The 18385-nt window shown below is 69.0% G+C and carries 21 protein-coding genes; 19 read left to right on the top strand and 2 right to left on the bottom strand.

Annotated features, from left to right (window positions below; genetic code table 11):
- Positions 1-36 precede the first annotated feature (36 nt).
- The 13 genes from rpsE to truA all read left to right on the top strand — a co-directional run bounded on the left by rpsE (position 37) and on the right by truA (position 9085).
- Positions 37-642, top strand: coding sequence for a 30S ribosomal protein S5 (rpsE, locus tag ABZ192_RS16295; RefSeq protein WP_009190144.1), 606 nt, complete (start codon positions 37-39; stop codon positions 640-642).
- A 2-nt stretch (positions 643-644) separates the two neighbouring features.
- Positions 645-827 carry a 50S ribosomal protein L30 gene (gene rpmD, locus ABZ192_RS16290; RefSeq protein ID WP_003974250.1) on the top strand — a complete coding sequence of 61 codons (183 nt, stop codon included), beginning with the start codon at positions 645-647 and terminating at the stop codon, positions 825-827.
- 2 nt (positions 828-829) lie between these two features.
- Positions 830-1285: a 50S ribosomal protein L15 gene (gene rplO / locus ABZ192_RS16285; protein WP_338782542.1), complete on the top strand. Its 456-nt coding sequence runs from the start codon at positions 830-832 to the stop codon at positions 1283-1285.
- A 235-nt stretch (positions 1286-1520) separates the two neighbouring features.
- The gene (secY, locus tag ABZ192_RS16280; RefSeq protein ID WP_356925158.1) at positions 1521-2834 is read left to right on the top strand and encodes a preprotein translocase subunit SecY; all 1314 of its coding nucleotides are present in this window, start codon (positions 1521-1523) and stop codon (positions 2832-2834) included.
- Positions 2834-3496 carry an adenylate kinase gene (locus ABZ192_RS16275; RefSeq protein WP_356925157.1) on the top strand — a complete coding sequence of 221 codons (663 nt, stop codon included), beginning with the start codon at positions 2834-2836 and terminating at the stop codon, positions 3494-3496. Before secY ends, ABZ192_RS16275 begins: the two co-directional genes overlap by 1 nt.
- 131 nt (positions 3497-3627) lie before the next feature.
- On the top strand, positions 3628-4464 hold the full coding sequence (map, locus tag ABZ192_RS16270; RefSeq protein WP_356925156.1) for a type I methionyl aminopeptidase: 837 nt from the start codon (positions 3628-3630) through the stop codon (positions 4462-4464).
- A 236-nt stretch (positions 4465-4700) separates the two neighbouring features.
- A complete protein-coding gene (infA, locus tag ABZ192_RS16265) occupies positions 4701-4922 on the top strand; it encodes a translation initiation factor IF-1 (protein ID WP_003948620.1) in 222 nt (73 codons plus the stop codon).
- A gap of 56 nt (positions 4923-4978) precedes the next feature.
- Positions 4979-5092: a 50S ribosomal protein L36 gene (rpmJ, locus tag ABZ192_RS16260; RefSeq protein ID WP_003974245.1), complete on the top strand. Its 114-nt coding sequence runs from the start codon at positions 4979-4981 to the stop codon at positions 5090-5092.
- 187 nt (positions 5093-5279) lie between these two features.
- On the top strand, positions 5280-5660 hold the full coding sequence (gene rpsM / locus ABZ192_RS16255; RefSeq protein ID WP_003992375.1) for a 30S ribosomal protein S13: 381 nt from the start codon (positions 5280-5282) through the stop codon (positions 5658-5660).
- Positions 5661-5724: 64 nt separating this feature from the next.
- Positions 5725-6129 carry a 30S ribosomal protein S11 gene (gene rpsK, locus ABZ192_RS16250; RefSeq protein WP_003956432.1) on the top strand — a complete coding sequence of 135 codons (405 nt, stop codon included), beginning with the start codon at positions 5725-5727 and terminating at the stop codon, positions 6127-6129.
- A 249-nt stretch (positions 6130-6378) separates the two neighbouring features.
- The gene (locus tag ABZ192_RS16245) at positions 6379-7401 is read left to right on the top strand and encodes a DNA-directed RNA polymerase subunit alpha (protein ID WP_003966937.1); all 1023 of its coding nucleotides are present in this window, start codon (positions 6379-6381) and stop codon (positions 7399-7401) included.
- Positions 7402-7569: 168 nt separating this feature from the next.
- Positions 7570-8055 carry a 50S ribosomal protein L17 gene (rplQ, locus tag ABZ192_RS16240; RefSeq protein ID WP_356925155.1) on the top strand — a complete coding sequence of 162 codons (486 nt, stop codon included), beginning with the start codon at positions 7570-7572 and terminating at the stop codon, positions 8053-8055.
- A 166-nt stretch (positions 8056-8221) separates the two neighbouring features.
- Positions 8222-9085, top strand: coding sequence for a tRNA pseudouridine(38-40) synthase TruA (gene truA, locus ABZ192_RS16235; RefSeq protein WP_356925154.1), 864 nt, complete (start codon positions 8222-8224; stop codon positions 9083-9085).
- A gap of 18 nt (positions 9086-9103) precedes the next feature.
- Here the strand turns inward: truA and ABZ192_RS16230 are convergent, their stop codons facing one another.
- Positions 9104-9922 carry a hypothetical protein gene (locus ABZ192_RS16230; RefSeq protein WP_356925181.1) on the bottom strand — a complete coding sequence of 273 codons (819 nt, stop codon included), beginning with the start codon at positions 9920-9922 and terminating at the stop codon, positions 9104-9106.
- Between the two features lie 266 nt (positions 9923-10188).
- Here ABZ192_RS16230 and ABZ192_RS16225 point away from each other — a divergent pair, with 266 nt between their 5' ends.
- From ABZ192_RS16225 to ABZ192_RS16205, 5 genes are all read left to right on the top strand, one after another.
- Positions 10189-11292 carry a CapA family protein gene (locus ABZ192_RS16225; protein WP_356925180.1) on the top strand — a complete coding sequence of 368 codons (1104 nt, stop codon included), beginning with the start codon at positions 10189-10191 and terminating at the stop codon, positions 11290-11292.
- Between the two features lie 204 nt (positions 11293-11496).
- A complete protein-coding gene (locus ABZ192_RS16220) occupies positions 11497-13743 on the top strand; it encodes a HAMP domain-containing protein (protein WP_356925179.1) in 2247 nt (748 codons plus the stop codon).
- 7 nt (positions 13744-13750) lie between these two features.
- Positions 13751-15244: a poly-gamma-glutamate synthase PgsB gene (gene pgsB, locus ABZ192_RS16215; protein ID WP_356925153.1), complete on the top strand. Its 1494-nt coding sequence runs from the start codon at positions 13751-13753 to the stop codon at positions 15242-15244.
- A 72-nt stretch (positions 15245-15316) separates the two neighbouring features.
- Positions 15317-15799: a poly-gamma-glutamate biosynthesis protein PgsC/CapC gene (locus tag ABZ192_RS16210; RefSeq protein WP_020276280.1), complete on the top strand. Its 483-nt coding sequence runs from the start codon at positions 15317-15319 to the stop codon at positions 15797-15799.
- A gap of 39 nt (positions 15800-15838) precedes the next feature.
- The gene (locus ABZ192_RS16205; RefSeq protein WP_356925152.1) at positions 15839-16924 is read left to right on the top strand and encodes an NlpC/P60 family protein; all 1086 of its coding nucleotides are present in this window, start codon (positions 15839-15841) and stop codon (positions 16922-16924) included.
- A gap of 19 nt (positions 16925-16943) precedes the next feature.
- Here ABZ192_RS16205 and ABZ192_RS16200 read toward each other — a convergent pair whose 3' ends face one another.
- Positions 16944-17816 carry a hypothetical protein gene (locus ABZ192_RS16200; RefSeq protein WP_356925151.1) on the bottom strand — a complete coding sequence of 291 codons (873 nt, stop codon included), beginning with the start codon at positions 17814-17816 and terminating at the stop codon, positions 16944-16946.
- Between the two features lie 74 nt (positions 17817-17890).
- On the opposite strand from ABZ192_RS16200, the gene ABZ192_RS16195 reads away from it, so the two are divergent.
- Entirely contained in the window at positions 17891-18208 is a 318-nt protein-coding gene (locus ABZ192_RS16195; protein WP_356925150.1) for a hypothetical protein, read from the top strand.
- Positions 18209-18385 lie beyond the last annotated feature (177 nt).

The raw sequence follows: 18385 nt of genomic DNA, 5'->3' as shown, positions 1-18385 counted from the left end.
TTCCGTAGCTAGCGGAGACAGAGAGAGGTAATTCCAATGGCTGGACCCCAGCGCCGCGGTGGCGGTGCCGGTGGCGGCGAGCGGCGGGACCGGAAGGGCCGTGACGGCGGCGCAGCTGCCGCCGAGAAGACCGCGTACGTTGAGCGCGTTGTCGCGATCAACCGCGTCGCCAAGGTTGTGAAGGGTGGTCGTCGCTTCAGCTTCACCGCGCTGGTCGTGGTGGGCGACGGTGACGGCACCGTGGGTGTCGGATACGGCAAGGCCAAGGAGGTGCCGGCCGCCATCGCCAAGGGCGTTGAGGAGGCCAAGAAGCACTTCTTCAAGGTCCCGCGTATCCAGGGCACCATCCCCCACCCCATCCAGGGTGAGAAGGCTGCCGGCGTCGTCCTGCTCAAGCCCGCGTCGCCCGGTACCGGTGTTATCGCCGGTGGTCCGGTGCGTGCCGTGCTCGAGTGCGCCGGTATCCACGACGTGCTGTCGAAGTCGCTCGGCTCCGACAACGCGATCAACATCGTGCACGCCACCGTGGAGGCCCTGAAGGGCCTGCAGCGTCCCGAGGAGATCGCGGCCCGCCGTGGTCTGCCCCTCGAGGACGTCGCTCCCGCGGCTCTCCTGCGTGCGCGTGCCGGGGCGGGTGCGTAATCATGGCGCAGCTCAAGATCACGCAGGTCAAGTCCTACATCGGCAGCAAGCAGAACCACCGTGACACCCTGCGCTCCCTTGGTCTCAAGGGCATCAACACGCAGGTCGTCAAGGAGGACCGCCCCGAGTTCCGCGGCATGGTGCACACCGTCCGCCACCTCGTGACGGTCGAGGAGGTCGACTGATCATGGCGGAGAACAACCCGCTCAAGATCCACAACCTCCGTCCCGCCCCGGGCGCCAAGACCGCCAAGACCCGTGTCGGTCGTGGTGAGGCGTCGAAGGGTAAGACGGCCGGTCGTGGTACCAAGGGTACGAAGGCCCGCTACCAGGTTCCGGAGCGCTTCGAGGGTGGGCAGATGCCCCTCCACATGCGTCTCCCGAAGCTGAAGGGCTTCAAGAACCCGTTCAAGACCGAGTACCAGGTCGTGAACCTCGACAAGCTGGCCGCCCTCTACCCCGAGGGTGGCGAGGTCACCGTCGAGTCGCTGGTGGCCAAGGGCGCTGTTCGCAAGAACAGCCTCGTCAAGGTCCTCGGCCAGGGCGAGATCTCCGTGGCGCTGCAGGTGACGGTCGACGCCGTCTCCGGCTCCGCCAAGGAGAAGATCACCGCTGCCGGCGGTTCCGTCACCGAGCTCGTCTGAACACCACAGGCGTCTCGATGACCTGAGCGATCCCGACCGGGGATACCCCACAAATGGGGTATCCCCGGTTGGTCGTTCCTAGGGCGGCAGTCCCGCCGGTAAGGTGGCCTGCACTGCCCTCTTTTCACGGGGTGCTGCACTTCCGGCACTCTGAGCGGCAGTTGCCCGTTACCTATTCGTCGAACCTCAAGACCGTCACCCTTGACGCAGTTGCGCGGGGGTCGCAGGAGGCACCGTGCTCACCGCGTTCGCCCGGGCGTTCAAGACGCCCGACCTGCGCAAGAAGCTGCTCTTCACGCTCGGCATCATCGTGGTCTACCGGGTCGGTACGCATGTCCCGATCCCAGGCGTCGACTACCGGAACGTCCAGACCTGTATCGACAACGCTCAGGCCAACCAGGGCCTGTTCGGCCTGGTCAACATGTTCAGCGGCGGTGCGCTGCTGCAGATCACGATCTTCGCGCTGGGCATCATGCCGTACATCACGGCGAGCATCATTCTGCAGCTGCTGACCGTGGTGATCCCGCGCCTGGAAGCCCTGAAGAAGGAGGGCCAGGCCGGTACGGCGAAGATCACGCAGTACACCCGCTACCTGACGGTGGCCCTCGCCATCCTTCAGGGCACCGGCCTCGTCGCCACCGCCCGCAGCGGCGCCCTGTTCTCGGGCTGCCCGGTGGCCAGCCAGATCGTCCCCGACCAGTCGATCTTCGTCACCATCACCATGGTCATCACCATGACCGCCGGTACGGCGATCGTGATGTGGCTCGGCGAGCTCATCACGGACCGCGGCATCGGCAACGGCATGTCGATCCTGATGTTCATCTCGATCGCCGCCACCTTCCCGTCCGCCCTGTGGGCCATCAAGCAGGAGGGCTCGCTGGCCGACGGCTGGATCGAGTTCGCCACCGTCATCGCGGTCGGCCTCGTCGTGATCGGCTTGGTGGTCTTCGTCGAGCAGGCTCAGCGCCGCATTCCGGTCCAGTACGCCAAGCGCATGATCGGCCGCCGATCCTACGGCGGTACGTCGACGTACATCCCGCTGAAGGTCAACCAGGCCGGCATCATCCCTGTGATCTTCGCCTCGTCGCTGCTCTACATCCCGGCGTTGGTCGCCCAGTTCGCCGGCGGAAACTCCGGCTGGAAGGTCTGGATCGAGAAGAATCTTGCGCTGCCGGACGCCCCGATGCACATGGTTCTTTACTTCATCCTGATCATTTTCTTCGCCTTCTTCTATGTGGCTATCTCGTTCAACCCCGAGGAAGTCGCCGACAACATGAAGAAGTATGGTGGCTTCATCCCGGGCATCCGGGCTGGCCGACCGACCGCTGAGTACCTGTCGTACGTGCTCAACCGGATCACCTGGCCGGGTTCGCTGTACTTGGGGCTGATCGCTCTCGTGCCGACGATGGCGTTGGCTGGTTTCGGGGCAAACCAGAACTTCCCGTTCGGCGGGACCAGCATCCTGATCATCGTGGGTGTGGGTCTCGAGACGGTGAAGCAGATCGAGAGCCAGCTTCAGCAGCGCAATTACGAAGGGTTCCTCCGCTGATGCGTATCGTCCTCGTCGGGCCGCCGGGTGCCGGTAAGGGAACGCAGGCCGCGTTCCTGGCTCAGAACCTGTCGATCCCGCACATCTCCACGGGCGACCTGTTCCGGGCCAACATCAGCCGGCAGACGGAACTCGGCAAACTGGCGAAGTCCTACATGGACGCGGGCAATCTCGTGCCCGACGAGGTCACCATCGCCATGGCCAAGGACCGTATGGAGCAGCCGGACGCGGAGAACGGTTTCCTGCTGGACGGCTTCCCCCGCAACGTCTCCCAGGCCGAGGCGCTCGACGAGCTGCTCGAGACCGAGAGCATGCAGCTCGACGCGGTGCTGGACCTGGAGGTCCCCGAGGACGAGGTGGTCAAGCGCATCGCCGGCCGCCGCATCTGCCGTAACGACTCCGCGCACGTCTTCCACGTGACGTACAAGCAGCCGGCCAAGGAGGGCGTCTGCGACGTCTGCGGCGGCGAGCTGTACCAGCGGGACGACGACTCCGAGGAGACCGTCCGCAAGCGGCTGGAGGTCTACCACACGCAGACCGAGCCGATCATCGACTACTACAAGGCGCAGGGCCTGGTGGTCACGATCTCCGCGCTCGGCAAGGTGGAGGACGTCACGACGCGCGCCATGGAGGCGCTCAAGCGTGACGAGGACGGCAAGTAGTCGTTCATGCACAGCTACGGCCGCGGTTCCCCCAGGGGAGCCGCGGCTGCTGTGTGGGCGGGGTCCTCGCGCGGCCCCGTATCGTTGAAGGCGTCCATGTTCTCCGAAGGTCCAGAAAGGCCGTAGCCCCCATGGTGCAGATCAAGACCCCCGAGCAGATCGCCAAGATGCGTGAGGCGGGGCTGGTCGTCGCCGCCATTCACGCGGCGACCCGCGAAGCCGCCGTGCCGGGGGCCACGACGAAGGATCTGGACCAGGTCGCCCGCAAGGTGCTCGCCGAGCACAACGCCAAGCCCAACTTCCTCGGCTACGGCGGTTTCCCCGCGACCATCTGCACCTCGGTGAACGAGGTCGTCGTCCATGGCATCCCCTCCGACGACGTGGTCCTCAAGGACGGGGACGTGATCTCCATCGACTGCGGCGCGATCATCGACGGCTGGCACGGCGACGCCGCGTACACGGCCTTCGTGGGCTCCGGTCACTCCCCGGAGCTGATCGAGCTGTCCCGGGTGACCGAGGAATCGATGTGGGCCGGCATCGCGGCCATGAAGCAGGGCAACCGGCTGGTCGACGTCTCGCGGGCGATCGAGACGTACATCCGCCGCCAGCCCAAGCCCGGCGGCGGCCGGTACGGGATCATCGAGGACTACGGCGGTCACGGCATCGGCACCGAGATGCACATGGACCCGCACCTGCTGAACTACGTGGACCGCCGGCGCGGCAAGGGGCCGAAGCTGGTGCCCGGGTTCTGCCTCGCGATCGAGCCGATGGTGTCGCTGGGGACGCCGAAGACGGAGGTCCTGGGGGACGACTGGACGGTCGTCACCACGGACGGTACGTGGTCGTCCCACTGGGAGCACTCCGTCGCGCTGACGGAGGAGGGGCCGCTGGTGCTGACGTCTCCCGACGGGGGTAAGGCGAAGCTCGCCGAGCTGGGGATCGTCGCCGCGCCCGATCCGCTGGGCTGAGCAACTTCCGGGGAGAGTGGCCCGGATCGTCGGCGGCTGCGGGGACGTGGGGGTTGCTCGCGCAGTTCCGCGCGCCCGTTTCGGGGGCGCTTAAAGATCTCTCCGCAGGGGCAGACTCTCGATTCGTGTTTCCGAGAGGCCTGACGTAGACTGACTCGTCGGCTCTTGTGCATCCGCATGTCTGCATGCGCTCGCACTGATGAGTCGATCAAGGTAGTCGATTCGAAGGGCGAAGCGTGGCCAAGAAGCAAGGTGCCATCGAGATCGAGGGCACTGTCGTCGAGTCTCTTCCGAACGCCATGTTCAAGGTCGAGCTCCAGAACGGCCACCAGGTCCTGGCACACATCAGCGGCAAGATGCGCATGCACTACATCCGCATCCTCCCTGACGACCGGGTCGTGGTGGAGCTGTCTCCGTACGACCTGACGCGTGGCCGGATCGTCTACCGCTACAAGTAGATCTTGCCCGCGCCCCGGCTTCCGGGGTGGTGGCACTGACCCGGAGAACCTCACCCATGAAGGTCAAGCCGAGCGTCAAGAAGATCTGCGACAAGTGCAGGGTGATCCGCCGTCACGGCCGGGTCATGGTCATCTGCGACAACCCGCGCCACAAGCAGCGCCAGGGCTGACGCACGACCGATCCCTCTGCCTTCATCGCAGGGATTCGCGCGACGCAAGCTGAATATGTTCATACGCAGGGCCCAGACCCCCGGGTCTGACACCCCCGGTCGGAGGCCGGGGACCCAGTTCGTACCTCATACGGCGGCTGGGAGTCGGTTCTGTGGAAGACCTCCGTCAAGCAACTGGAGCCATTGAATGGCACGCGTTTCCGGTGTTGACATCCCGCGCGACAAGCGCGTGGAGATCGCCCTCACCTACGTGTTCGGCATCGGCCGGACCCTCTCGCAGCAGACGCTGGCCGCCACCGGCGTCGACCCGAACACCCGCGTTCGCGACCTCTCCGAGGAGCAGCTCGTCGCGATCCGCGAGTTCGTCGACAACAACATCAAGACCGAGGGTGACCTCCGTCGCGAGATCCAGGCCGACATCCGCCGCAAGGTCGAGATCGGTACCTACCAGGGTCTGCGCCACCGCCGTGGTCTGCCGGTCCGCGGTCAGCGCACCAGCACCAACGCCCGCACCCGCAAGGGCCCGCGTCGCGCCATCGCCGGCAAGAAGAAGCCGGGCAAGAAGTAGTCCTCAGCGGACGCTCGTCAGCGGTCTTCGCTGCAGGACCGACCACCTCCCGTAGGAGTTATAGATGCCCCCCAAGGGTCGTCAGGGCGCTGCCAAGAAGGTGCGCCGCAAGGAAAAGAAGAACGTCGCTCACGGCCACGCGCACATCAAGAGCACGTTCAACAACACCATCGTCTCGATCACGGACCCGTCCGGCAACGTGATCTCCTGGGCCTCCGCCGGCCACGTCGGCTTCAAGGGCTCCCGGAAGTCCACGCCGTTCGCCGCGCAGATGGCCGCCGAGTCGGCTGCCCGCCGCGCCCAGGAGCACGGCATGCGCAAGGTCGACGTGTTCGTCAAGGGCCCGGGTTCCGGTCGTGAGACCGCCATCCGTTCGCTCCAGGCGACCGGTCTCGAGGTCGGCTCCATCCAGGACGTCACCCCGACCCCGCACAACGGCTGCCGTCCGCCGAAGCGCCGCCGCGTCTGACGCTCCGGCTCAGGCGGACTGGCCTCCGGCTGGAGATGTGGGGGTTATCCCCCACATGTCGCAGCACGGCTGCCGTCCGCCGAAGCGCCGTCGCGTCTGACGCGACGCCTTCGGGTTCAGGTTTCCGGGCGGTACGGCTCCTTCGGGCCGTATCGCCCGTACCCTTGCAGTACCCGTCCCTTTTCGTCGGGGACGGTCGAGTCGGGCGTCATATAGCGGGCGCCCCCGACTGAAGGATCTGATCCACACATGCTGATCGCTCAGCGTCCCTCGTTGACCGAAGAGGTCGTCGACGAATTCCGCTCCCGGTTCGTGATCGAGCCGCTGGAGCCGGGCTTCGGTTACACCCTCGGCAACTCCCTGCGCCGGACCCTCCTGTCCTCGATCCCGGGTGCGGCGGTCACGTCCATCCGCATCGACGGTGTCCTGCACGAGTTCACCACCGTGCCGGGCGTCAAGGAGGACGTCACCGACCTGATCCTCAACATCAAGCAGCTGGTCGTCTCCTCGGAGCACGACGAGCCGGTCGTGATGTACCTGCGCAAGCAGGGCCCGGGTCTGGTCACCGCCGCCGACATCGCGCCGCCGGCCGGTGTCGAGGTGCACAACCCCGACCTCGTCCTCGCCACGCTCAACGGCAAGGGCAAGCTGGAGATGGAGCTGACGGTCGAGCGCGGCCGCGGTTACGTCTCCGCCGTGCAGAACAAGCAGGTCGGCCAGGAGATCGGCCGGATTCCGGTCGACTCGATCTACTCGCCGGTGCTCAAGGTCACGTACAAGGTCGAGGCCACGCGTGTCGAGCAGCGCACCGACTTCGACAAGCTGATCGTCGACGTCGAGACCAAGCAGGCCATGCGTCCGCGTGACGCCATGGCGTCGGCCGGCAAGACCCTGGTCGAGCTGTTCGGTCTGGCCCGCGAGCTCAACATCGACGCCGAGGGCATCGACATGGGCCCGTCCCCGACGGACGCCGCCCTCGCCGCCGACCTGGCGCTGCCGATCGAGGAGCTGGAGCTCACCGTTCGGTCGTACAACTGCCTCAAGCGTGAGGGCATCCACTCCGTGGGTGAGCTCGTGGCGCGTTCCGAGGCCGACCTGCTCGACATCCGCAACTTCGGTGCGAAGTCGATCGACGAGGTCAAGGCGAAGCTGGCCGGCATGGGCCTGGCCCTGAAGGACAGCCCGCCCGGATTCGACCCGACCGCCGCGGCGGACGCCTTCGGTGCGGACGACGACGCGGACGCCGGGTTCGTCGAGACCGAGCAGTACTGAGAGCTCGGGCCTTTTCGGTCCGTACTCGGGCGCGGGTGCGCTGTGCTTGATCGCGCAGTTCCCCGCGCCCCTTCCGGGGCGCACCCCGGATCTCCGACGGGCAACCGCTCGCTCGGATACTGACCCCGGTACCTGATACGGCCGGGGCAGACACCTAGGAGAAACACCATGCCGAAGCCCACCAAGGGTGCCCGTATGGGCGGCAGCGCCGCGCACGAGAAGCTGCTCCTCGCGAACCTCGCGAAGGCGCTGTTCGAGCACGGTCGCATCACCACCACCGAGGCGAAGGCGCGCAAGCTGCGTCCGTACGCCGAGCGTCTGGTCACCAAGGCGAAGAAGGGTGACCTTCACAACCGCCGTCAGGTGCTCCAGGTCATCACGGACAAGAGCATCGTCCACACGCTCTTCACCGAGATCGGCCCGCGCTACGAGAACCGTCCGGGTGGCTACACCCGCATCACCAAGATCGGTAACCGCCGTGGCGACAACGCGCCCATGGCCGTCATCGAGCTGGTCGAGGCGCTGACGGTGGCGCAGGAGGCGACCGGCGAGGCCGAGGCCGCGACCAAGCGTGCCGCGAAGGACGCCGAGGGCTCTGAGGCTCAGGTCGATGTGACCAAGGCCGAGGGCGCCGAGGAGTCCAAGGACGCCTAAGCGTCTGCCGGGGATTGTTTGTTGGCGGCTGCGGCTTCGTCGTGGTTGTTCGCGCCCACGCGGCGGAGCCGCAAGTCGACACAGCCCCGCGCCCCTGAGAGGGCGTTGGCGGGTCCGTTCCTTTTCAGGGGCGGGCCCGCTTTTGTGTTGCTGAGAGGATCTGTACGTGAGTGATGAAGCAGCAGCCGGTTACGTGCGTGTGCGTCTTGATCTGTCGTACGACGGGAGTGAGTTCTCCGGGTGGGCCAAGCAGGCCGGGGGGCGGCGGACCGTGCAGGGGGAGATCGAGGACGCCCTGCGGACCGTGACGCGGTCGGGGCAGACGTACGAGCTGACCGTGGCGGGGCGCACCGATGCCGGGGTGCACGCCCGGGGGCAGGTGGCGCATGTCGATCTGCCGCGTGAGGTGTGGGCCGAGCACAACCAGAAGCTGCTGAAGCGGCTCGCCGGGCGGCTGCCCCGGGACGTACGGGTGTGGGCCCTCAGGGAGGCGCCCCGTGGCTTCAACGCGCGGTTCTCGGCGGTCTGGCGGCGGTACGCGTACCGGGTCACCGACAATCCCGGTGGCGTCGATCCGCTGCTGCGCAACCATGTGCTGTGGCACGACTGGCCCTTGGACGTCGACGCCATGAACGAGGCCGCCCGGCGGCTGCTCGGGGAGCACGACTTCGCCGCCTACTGCAAGAAGCGGGAGGGGGCCACTACCATCCGTACGCTCCAGGAGCTGAGCCTGGACAAGGGAGCCGACGGGATCATCACGGCGACCGTGCGGGCCGACGCCTTCTGCCACAACATGGTGCGCTCGCTCATCGGGGCGCTGTTGTTCGTGGGCGACGGGCACCGGCCGCCGGACTGGCCCGCGAAGGTGCTGGCGGCCGGCGTGCGGGACTCGGCCGTGCACGTCGTACGGCCGCACGGGCTGACGCTGGAGGAGGTCGGCTACCCGGCCGACGAGTTGCTGGCCGCGCGCAACAAGGAGGCGCGCAACAAGCGGTCGTTGTCGTCGTCGCCGTCGGCGGGGTGCTGCTGACCGCCTTGCGCTGTTTCCTCACCGGCGGGCGGAGTTCCAGGCCGAGACCAGCCCTGAGAGGGCCCTGGTGGCGGCGTCGGCGTCGGAGCCGTCGCCGCGTGCCTTGGGGGAGAGCTCCACGTGGACGAACCTGGCGTGGTGGCGCTCCGCGGCCTTGCCCTGGACGTTCGTGGTGCCTTCCAGGGGGCAGCGAGCCGCCCAGCCCCGGCAGACCCGCAGCCCGTCGGCCTGCATGCCGTCGGCCAGGGCGACGGCCTCGGTGAGGGTGCTGCGCGCGGCTCCGGTGGAGAGGACCGCCTCGTAGGGGCGGTCCGAGTCCTTGGCGAAGCCGTGCAGTTGCACGCCCGGGACATCGCGTTTCTGGAGCTCCACGACGATGGCGTGGAAGACGCTGTCCTCCTCGTGGGCGACGTCGGCGGCGTCGCCCCGGCCCGCCTCGCGGTGCGCGCCGGCGAGGACCAGGGAGCCGCCGGGGTTGTCCTCCAGGAGCCGCACGCCGAGGCGTTCGGTGTCCCGGTCGGAGACCGGGTGCGGCACCTGGGCGTTCCAGCGGACGTCGGAGTCCGCGGTCAGGTAGAGGCGCCCCCAGCGTGCGGCCCGGCCCGGGCGGGCGGCGGCGATCTCGTCGTACCTGCGGCCGGACTCGGTGTCGGTGAGGCGGGTGAGCTTCAGGCCGAGGGGGGCGAGCAGCCGTTCGGCCTGCGTGGCGTCGCCGTCCAGGAGGTGGCCGACGCTCTCGGCGACGCGCTCGCGCTGGGTGTCGCCCGGCGGGGTGTACGCGGCGTCGGGCTCCAGATCCGCCGTGTACGCGAGGATCCTGCTGCGGAGGTCCACCAGTTCCCGGGCGCCCGGAGTGGAGTCGTCCGTTGACCGTTCTGGTGCCGACTGACAGCCGAACAAGGCGAGGACGAGTCCGAATTGGATCAAAATACGAGTCAAATGTGACTGTCTTGTGACGGTAACTTCCGTGGTGCTTGTGTGCTTCATGTGAATATGATGCGGTGACACTTCGTAATCCTCTCCGGATCGCTCGGGCGGCAACCGCTTTCGTGGCCACCGTCGCCGTCGCGACCGCGTGCAGCTCCGCGGCCTCCGCGCCGCAGGTGAAGCCGGGCGGCCGCTCGTTCACCGTCGCCGCCGCCGGTGATGTGCTGATCCACCCCGAGCTGGTCGACCAGGCCGCCAAGGATGCCAAGAAGACCGGCGAGGGCGAGGCCGGGCTGGACTTCAAGCCCTTGCTCGCCGGGATCAAGCCGGTCATCAGCAAGGCGGACCTGGCGATCTGTCACATGGAGACGCCCGTCGGAAATCCGCGGGGCCCCTTCGAGGGGTACCCGGAGTTCCTGGTGCCGCCGCAGATCCTGACGTCGCTCAAGGATGTGGGCTACGACACCTGCTCGACGGCCTCCAACCACACCTATGACCACGGTCTGGGCGCTGTACGGCGCACCTTGAACGCCATGGACAAGGCCGGCCTCGGGCACACGGGCTCCGCCCGCACGCCCGAGGAAGCGGAACGGATCAACATCCGTGACGTCAACGGCGTCAAGGTCGCCCACCTCTCGTTCTCCTGGATGTCGTTCCTGAACCCGACGCCGGAGAAGGAGAAGTGGGCGTTCAACCAGATCGACACGGACGCGATCAAGGACGCCGAGGCCCGTGCCCGCGAGAAGGGCGCCGAGGTGGTCATCCTCTCGGTCCACTGGGGCCTTGAGCACTACAACGAACCGAGTGTTCCCCAGCTGCAGCTGGCGGAGCGGCTCACCGAGGAGACCGGCGTCGACCTGGTGATCGGGCACCACGCCCACGTGGTGCAGCCGATCCAGAAGGTGAACGGCACCTGGATCGCCTACAGCCTGGGCAACCAGGTCGCCCGGCACTCCTCGCCCACCGGGCTCACCGAGGAGGGCGCGATCGGCTGGTTCGAGTTCCGCGAGACGACCGACGGCTGGGACGTCGCCGCCCGCTACGCCACGACGCTGGTGGACATCCCGCCCGAGGTGGAGGCCGGCGAGAAGCCGCCCGCCGGCGCGGTCGAGGACCACCGGGTGGTGGACGTACGGCGGGCACTCGAGACGCCGGGCGACCTCTCCGAGGAGCGGCTCGCGCGCTACCGGCTGGCGGCCGACCGCACGCGCGGCTTCCTGTACAACCGCGGGGCGCCGGGAGGCGACGGCCTGAAGGAGCTCGCGCTGGAGCGTGACTAGCGCCACAGCGCATCCGGGGCGACCGGCACAACTTCGTCGCTCCCCAACAGTCTTGTATACGGCGGTCCCTCACCCCTCCCGCGGGAGCGGTGTTCTGAGCGGCCGTTCTTCACCCAGAGAGGCCGGAGGAGACCACCGGTGACACCCACCCGCGCCGTGCGCCCCGTGAAGGGAGGACGGCGGCGCAGCCGGAGACGCGCGGACATGCCGCTGCTGGGCGGCGTCCGCCCCCCGATCGCGCTGCTGTGCGTGCTGGTGCTCGCACTCGCGGGCCTGACCGCCCAGGTGCTCGGCCCCGCCGGCGAGCAGGCCGTACCGCAGGCGGTGCTCTCCTCGCAGCAGCACTTCGCGGAGGACGGTGCCATCGCCCTGCGTGCCTCCATCGACGAGCGGGTCACCGACCTGAACCGCACCGCCGCCGCGCTGAACGCGGGGCCGCCGGTCAAGCCCGAGCGCGTCCTGTCCGACCTGGGGAAGACCTACCAGAAGTGGACGGGCACCACCGTCCTGGACCTGGAGAGCGGCAAGGTGCTGGCCGCCAGGGGTGAAACGATTCCCCTCGGATGGCTGGACAAGGACGTCCTCACCGGGGACAAGGCCCTCAAGCCCCGCATGGTGCGGCTGGAGACCGGCGACGTCCGCCTGATGACGATGGCGGTCCTGGACTTCGAGGACGGGCCGCAGCAGCTGCTTCTCGCCTCCAACAGCCTGTCCGTGCCCGCCATCAACCTGGGCCAGTTCCGCTCCATGGCGGTCGTCGCCACCGGCGGCGAGATCCTGGCCACGGCGGGCTTCGAGCAGTCCGAGGCGCTCAACTCCGACCAGGAGCGCAAGGAGCTGGGCTTCCTCCAGAAGCAGATGAGCGGGCTGTCCGCCCAGGCGGCACGGGAGACCGAGCAGGACCCGGTCAGCGCCAGGGAGCCGGGTTCCCGCGGCTACCCCGGTGTCAGCGGGACCCTGGTCGGCGGGAGCTACAACGGCCGTGTCGCCACGGCCGGTTACGCCTCCCTCTCCTCCGCCGACCCGGAGGAGAAGAAGAGCGTCGGCGCGGGCCTCGGGCTCACCGTCGTCGCCCTGCTGCCCGTGGTCCAGCAGCAGGGCGCCGCTGCGGACCGGGAGCTGTACGGGCTGCTGGCGGCCGGAGCGCTGGTGGTGCTCGGACTGCTCGCCGCGGCCGTGCTGTGGGCGACCGTGCAGCGGCCGCTGCTGCGGCTGTTCCTGGAGTCCCGCCGACTGGCCCGGGGCGACCTGACCCGCCCGGTGGACGTGCCCCGCTGGGGCGAGGCCGCGCGCATCGGCTCCGCACTGGAGAGGCTGCGCGCGCAGCTGGGCGGCCCGAGCGAGGACCCCGGCGGGCGCCAGCGCGTCAAGGGGCGGTTCGGGGTGCGCGGGCCGCTCGCACTGACCGCCGTCCTGCTGTTGCTGTGGTGTCTGCCCGTCGGCCTGCTGCTGAACCGCACCGACGACTCCGTCAGCATTCCGGCCAGCATGGTCGCGGACCAGCGGGACCGCACCGACCTGGTCGCCGACCGGGTGCGCCGGGCGCTCAACGAGGCGCAGGCGGACCTGGTGTCCACGTCCCGGCTGATCGACCCGGACGACGCCGACGCCGGCCGCACGCTGCTCGAGGAGACCCTGCGCGAGCACACCCGCTACGAGGCGCTGTACCTCCTCGACGAGGACGGCGAGGTCGTCGCCCGCGCGGGCGAGGAGCCGCGCGCCGACTTCGCCGACGGGGACGACCTGCCGCTGGTCCGGGTCGCCGGCAAGGGCGGGAAGAAGCCGGTCGTCCAGGCCGCCGCGCCCCTGCCGGGCGACAAGGGCATGACCCTGGTCGGCGAGGTCCGGGTCGAGTTCCTCAACTCGCTCCTGAAGCGGCCGGGGCTCGGCGAGGTCCGCGTGGTCGACTCCAGGACGCAGACCATCGCCGCCAGCGACGGCTTCCTGGCCTTCGAGGACCTGCCGCGCGACGCGCTCACCGACCTCGTCCGGGCCGGCAGCGTCCACGTCGGCGCCGGGCCCGTCGAGAACGGCCTGCTGATCCGCGAAGGACGCGGGACCACGGTCGCCGCGGCCGCCCCCTTCTCCGGCGGCGGTGTGGCGGCCGACATCGGCTGGACCGTGGTCAGCTGGCAGAACGCCAAGGACTTCCAGATCACCCCGTACGAGCGCGAGGACCGCAGCGTCCTGGCCGGGCTGCTCGGTCTGGCCCTGATCGTCGTCTGCCTCGGCTGGGTGTACCTGGTCGTGGCCCGGCCGATGCGGGCCCTGGCGGCCAGTGCGGAGAAGCTGGCCGACGGTGACCTCAAGTCCGTGCTCTACCCCCGCTACCAGGACGAGGTCGGCGCCGTCGTGCGCAGCCTCGAACTGCTGCGCCAGCAACTCCACGCCCGTAAGCAGACCCAGGCGCGCCGGCTCGTGGAGCCGGAAGCCGGCGTTCGGGGAAGGTGACCCAGCCGTGCTCTATCTGTACTTCGTCCTGCTCACCGGCAGCGCGCTGCTGCTCGTGGCGGGCATCGTGGAACAGCGCCGGCACTACGCCAGCCTGCACAGCATCCCGTCGCGCGTGCTCGTCAACGGCATCCGCGGCAAGTCCTCCATCACCCGGCTGTGCGCCGGTGCCCTGCGCGGCGGCGACCTGGTCACCGTCGCGAAGACCACGGGCACGGCGGCCCGGTTCATCCACCCGGACGCCACCGAGGAGCCGGTCTACCGCAAGTTCGGCATCGCCAACGTGGTGGAGCAGATCGGCATCGTGCGCAGGGCCGCCACCTACCGGCCCGACGCCCTCGTCATCGAGTGCATGGCCGTCATGCCGGCCCTGCAGGAGGTGAACCAGAGCAAGCTGATCCGCTCCACGATCGGCGTGCTGTGCAACGTCCGCGAGGACCACCTCGCCGAGATGGGGCCCACCCTCGACGACGTGGCCCGGTCGCTGTGCCGCTCCATGCCGGAGGACGGCATCTGCGTCACCGCCGAGAAGGAGCGCTTCCACATCCTCCAGGAGGAGGCGGACGCCCGTAACTGCCAGTTGATCTACGCCGACCCGGAGACCGTCACCGACGAGGAGCTGCGCGGCTTCAGCTGGTTCACCTTCAAGGAGAACGTCGCCATCGCCCTCGTCGTGGCCGAACTGCTCGGCGTGGAACGACAGGTCGCCCTGCAGGGCATGTACGACGCCCCGCCGGACCCGGGCGTGCTGTCCGTCGAGCGCTACGCGACGCCCGAGGGCAAGCGGCTCGCCTTCGCCAACGTCTTCGCGGCCAACGACCCCGAATCGACGCTGATGAACATCAACCAGCTGCTCGACCTCGGCGCCATCCACCGGCCGCTGAACGTCGTGATCAACTGCCGGCCCGACCGCGTGGAGCGCAACGGCCAGATGGGCGAGATCATCCCCGACCTCCAGCCGGACCACGTCTTCGTCATCGGGCACCCCGCCAAGAGCGCGATCGACGCCATCCCCGCCGAGTGGCGCGACCGCGCGGTCGACCTCGGGGGTGAGCGCCGGTCGGCCGAGGAGTTCATGCCCGCCCTGCTGGACCGCCTGGCCGCCGACTCCTCCCTGGTCGCCATCGGCAACATCCACGGCCAGGGCGAGGAACTGCTGGAGTACCTGGCCGAACTCCCGGCGGACGAATCCGCCCCCGCCGACACCGCGCGGCCGTCCGCCACGGCCGCACCGGCCCAGCCGGGCCGACTGGACCCCTATGCCTCGTACCCCATGGCCTACGAGGAGCGCTACCAGGCCTCCCAGACCCAGGAGATCCCGGTGGTCCGCATCCCCGCCCAGCCGTCGGGGCCGTACGCCGGCGCCGGGTACCCCGAGCCGGCCCCCTACCAGCAGGGGCCGTACGCCGCTGACGCCCAGCAGGGCCGGCAGTACGCCGACGAGCCCTACGGCTACGGGTACGTCCCGGCCGACGAGGGGGGACAGCCTCCCCGTCCCTGACGTCCACGGGCGGGACCCACGACTCACGCCCACCGCTCGCCCCGCACCCGCACCCGTGCCCGGAGACCTTCGTTGACCACCGCCGCCCTGACCCCCGAGATGGCCGCCCTCGGCATCGCCATCGGCCTGTTCTTCTCGCTGCTCTGCTACCTGACCACCAACCTGTCGCCCGGCGGCATGATCACGCCTGGCTGGCTCGCCCTGACCCTCATCGAGGACCTCCAGCGGGCGGCCATGGTGGTCGGCGTCACCGCCCTCACCTACGCGGGCACCAAGGTCATGCAGCGGCTGGTGATCCTCTACGGCAAGCGGCTGTTCGCCGCGGTGGTCCTGCTGGGCGTGCTGCTCCAGGCCACCGTGATGATCGTGCTGTCGATCGAGTTCCCGCTGCTCTACGGCAACCAGACCCTCGGCTTCATCGTGCCCGGCCTGATCGCCTACCAGATGGTCCGCCAGCCCAAGGGGGCGACGCTGCTGGCGACCGGCACCGTCTCGCTCATGGCCTACATCGTCGTCGCCGCCGGACTGCTGCTCGGCATCATGCCCACCGTCTGAGACCGGCGTCCCGGCGACTGAGAACCCAGGAGAGAACACATGGCAGGGAAGAAGAAATCGAGGCCGGTCCTGTCCGGCCTCGTGGTGCTGGGGCTCGTCGCGACCTCCGGCTACCTCACCGTGGAGCTCCGCAAGCAGGAGGAGAAGGGCGTCCCGGAGATCACGAACGTCGGCGTGCTGGACGGCTCGGACCGGGCCGGGGGTGCGACCAAGACCCGCGACCAGGGCGGGGAGACCTGGTCCCGGCTGGAGAACCCCGCCCGCTCCGTGCTGCGCGGGTCCGACGGCCAGGTCAAGGCGGTGTTCACCGACGGGGCGCGCACCGCGACCCTGACCGGACCGGCCCGCACCTTCACCGAGCCCTCCTCGACGAGCTCCAAGGTCTCCACGACGGACTGGGTCCGCCTCATGCCCGAGCCCTGGAAGAAGGGCGCGGACAAGGAGAAGTGGTTCAAGGACTGGTACAAGGAGTACCAGGCCAGCAAGGAGGACGACCTCCTGGCCATCTCCTTCCAGTACGTCGCGGGCGCCAAGCAGAAGAAGGACGAGCAGGGCACCGTCATCGCCGGCGACGCCAACTTCGGGCCTCTCAACACGGCCGGGGCCGAGGGCGGCGACCTGCGCCTGGAACAGTCCGACTTCTACGACTACCTCGGCGTCCAGTACCCCTTCCGGGACGGCGTGATCGGCCAGCCGGAGACCGCGCGCGCCCGCTCGATCGACTGCTCGGGCTACATGCGGATGGTGTTCGGCTACCGCGCCCGCTACCCGCTGATGTCCTCGGACGAGTCGGGCGACGGTCTGCCGCGCACCGCCAACGGCATGGCCCGCTCCAAGCAGGGTGCCGACATCCTGCCGCTCACCGGCATCTCGCCCAAGGACCGGCCCACCGGCATCGACCAGCTCCAGCCCGGGGACCTCGTCTTCTTCAAGCTCGACACCCGGACGAAGCAGCGCCTGGACCATGTCGGCATGGTGCTCGGCTACGACACCGAGGGCCACCTGCTCTTCGTCTCCAGCCGCGAGGAGGTCAACGGACCGACCATCGGCGACGTCGGCGGAGTGTCCCGGCTGGACGGCAACGGCTACTACGCCAAGACGCTGCGCAGCGCGAAGCGGCTGTGACCGGGCGTGCCGCGGCCGGTCACCCGTTGGCCGCGGCCGACGCCTGCGCCTGGCCGCGGCGGTGGATCTGACGGAACGTGAACAGCTGCAGGTTGTCGCCCGCGGCGAACACCTTCGTGTCCTTCTCCGTCACGTCCTTGCCGCTGGTGAAGCCGGCGTTGGTGAAGTAGGCGTAGCGGCCGTAGGAGTTGCTGGTCGTACGGCAGAACCCGGACTCGCAGAAGGGCTTCACGCCGCCGCCGGAGAGCGACTTGACGAAGCTCTTCTTGTTGGTCTGGCCCTTGGCCTTGGCGGCCTGCGCCTCGGTGTCGAAGACCGCCACGCCGACCGTCACGGCTATGCCGTCCACGGAGTAGGTGACGCGTATCAAGCGCGTGCAGTCGTTCGCCGTGAGGATCTTCCGCAGCGTGCCGCCCGAGGCCGAGGCGCAGTTCTCGGTGTCGGCCGTGGGGCCCTTCTTGTACGTCGTCTCGCCCATGGTCAGCTGCGTGCCGGGGAAGAGGGTGTCCGGGCTGAGCTCAGCCGTGTCCTTCTTCGCGCTGGCGATGAAGTCCTTGGGGTCCAGCGGGGGCGGGGCGCTGGTCGGGGCGAAGGACGGGGCTGAGGCGGACTCGCTCGGGATGTCGGCCGAGGGCACCTGGGAGGTCGGGCTGCCGGCCTGGTTGTCGCCGCCCGCGGAGACCACGGCCACGGCGACGGCGGCACCGATCGCGACGGTGGCGAGCGCGCCGCCGCCGACCAGGAACAGCCGGCGTCGTTTGTTACGGGCCTCGGACGCCTCGGCGAGCGCGGCCCAGTCCGGAGACTGGCCGCCCCCGCTGCTCCAGGGCTGCTGCGACTGCGGTTTCCATGGATCCCACTGGGACTGGGGTCCCCCCTGCCCAAAGCTCATGGGGCGCATCTTAGACGGGACATGGGGCGTGCTGGTCCGCCTGGTTGGACCCTCGAACCCCTAGCGTTCCTCCCATGCGGACGGGCAAAGGCGACATCTGCGGGTGGTTGGGGCGACTGCTGCCGGCCGGGGTGCTGCTGGTGTGCCTGTGGTCCTGGCCGTCGGCCGCGGCCGCGATCGGGGTGTGGCCGTCGGTCGGGCTCGGGGTGCTGCGGGCGCTGCGCGGGCCGCGCGGCGGCGGCTCCCTGCCGCGCCGGTGCGCCGCGGTGCTCGCCGATGTGCTGCTGCCGGCGGTGTTTCCGTACGTACGGCCGGTGCGGCGCCGGACGCTGCGCAGGGCCGTGACTGTCTGTGCCGTCCTGTGCGTCTCCGTAGCCGATCGTCGGCGATGATCCCGCGTTTTGACCCGTGTCGTGAGCCCCGGTATTCTGCTCTTTCGTTGTGTATTGGCTTGCTCATTCTCACGGGACGGGCCCTTACACCGGTCCACCGGGCCGATGACCAGCGACCAGCACGCGGTTTGCGTCACCGCAGTGCGGTCAAGGCTGTCGTGATCGTTTCGGTGACCT

The organism is Streptomyces sp. NPDC006235 (assembly GCF_040613735.1).
Lineage (GTDB): Bacteria > Actinomycetota > Actinomycetes > Streptomycetales > Streptomycetaceae > Streptomyces.
The sequence above is the reverse complement of the archived record's forward strand: the minus strand, read 5'-3'. Positions and strand labels throughout refer to the sequence as shown.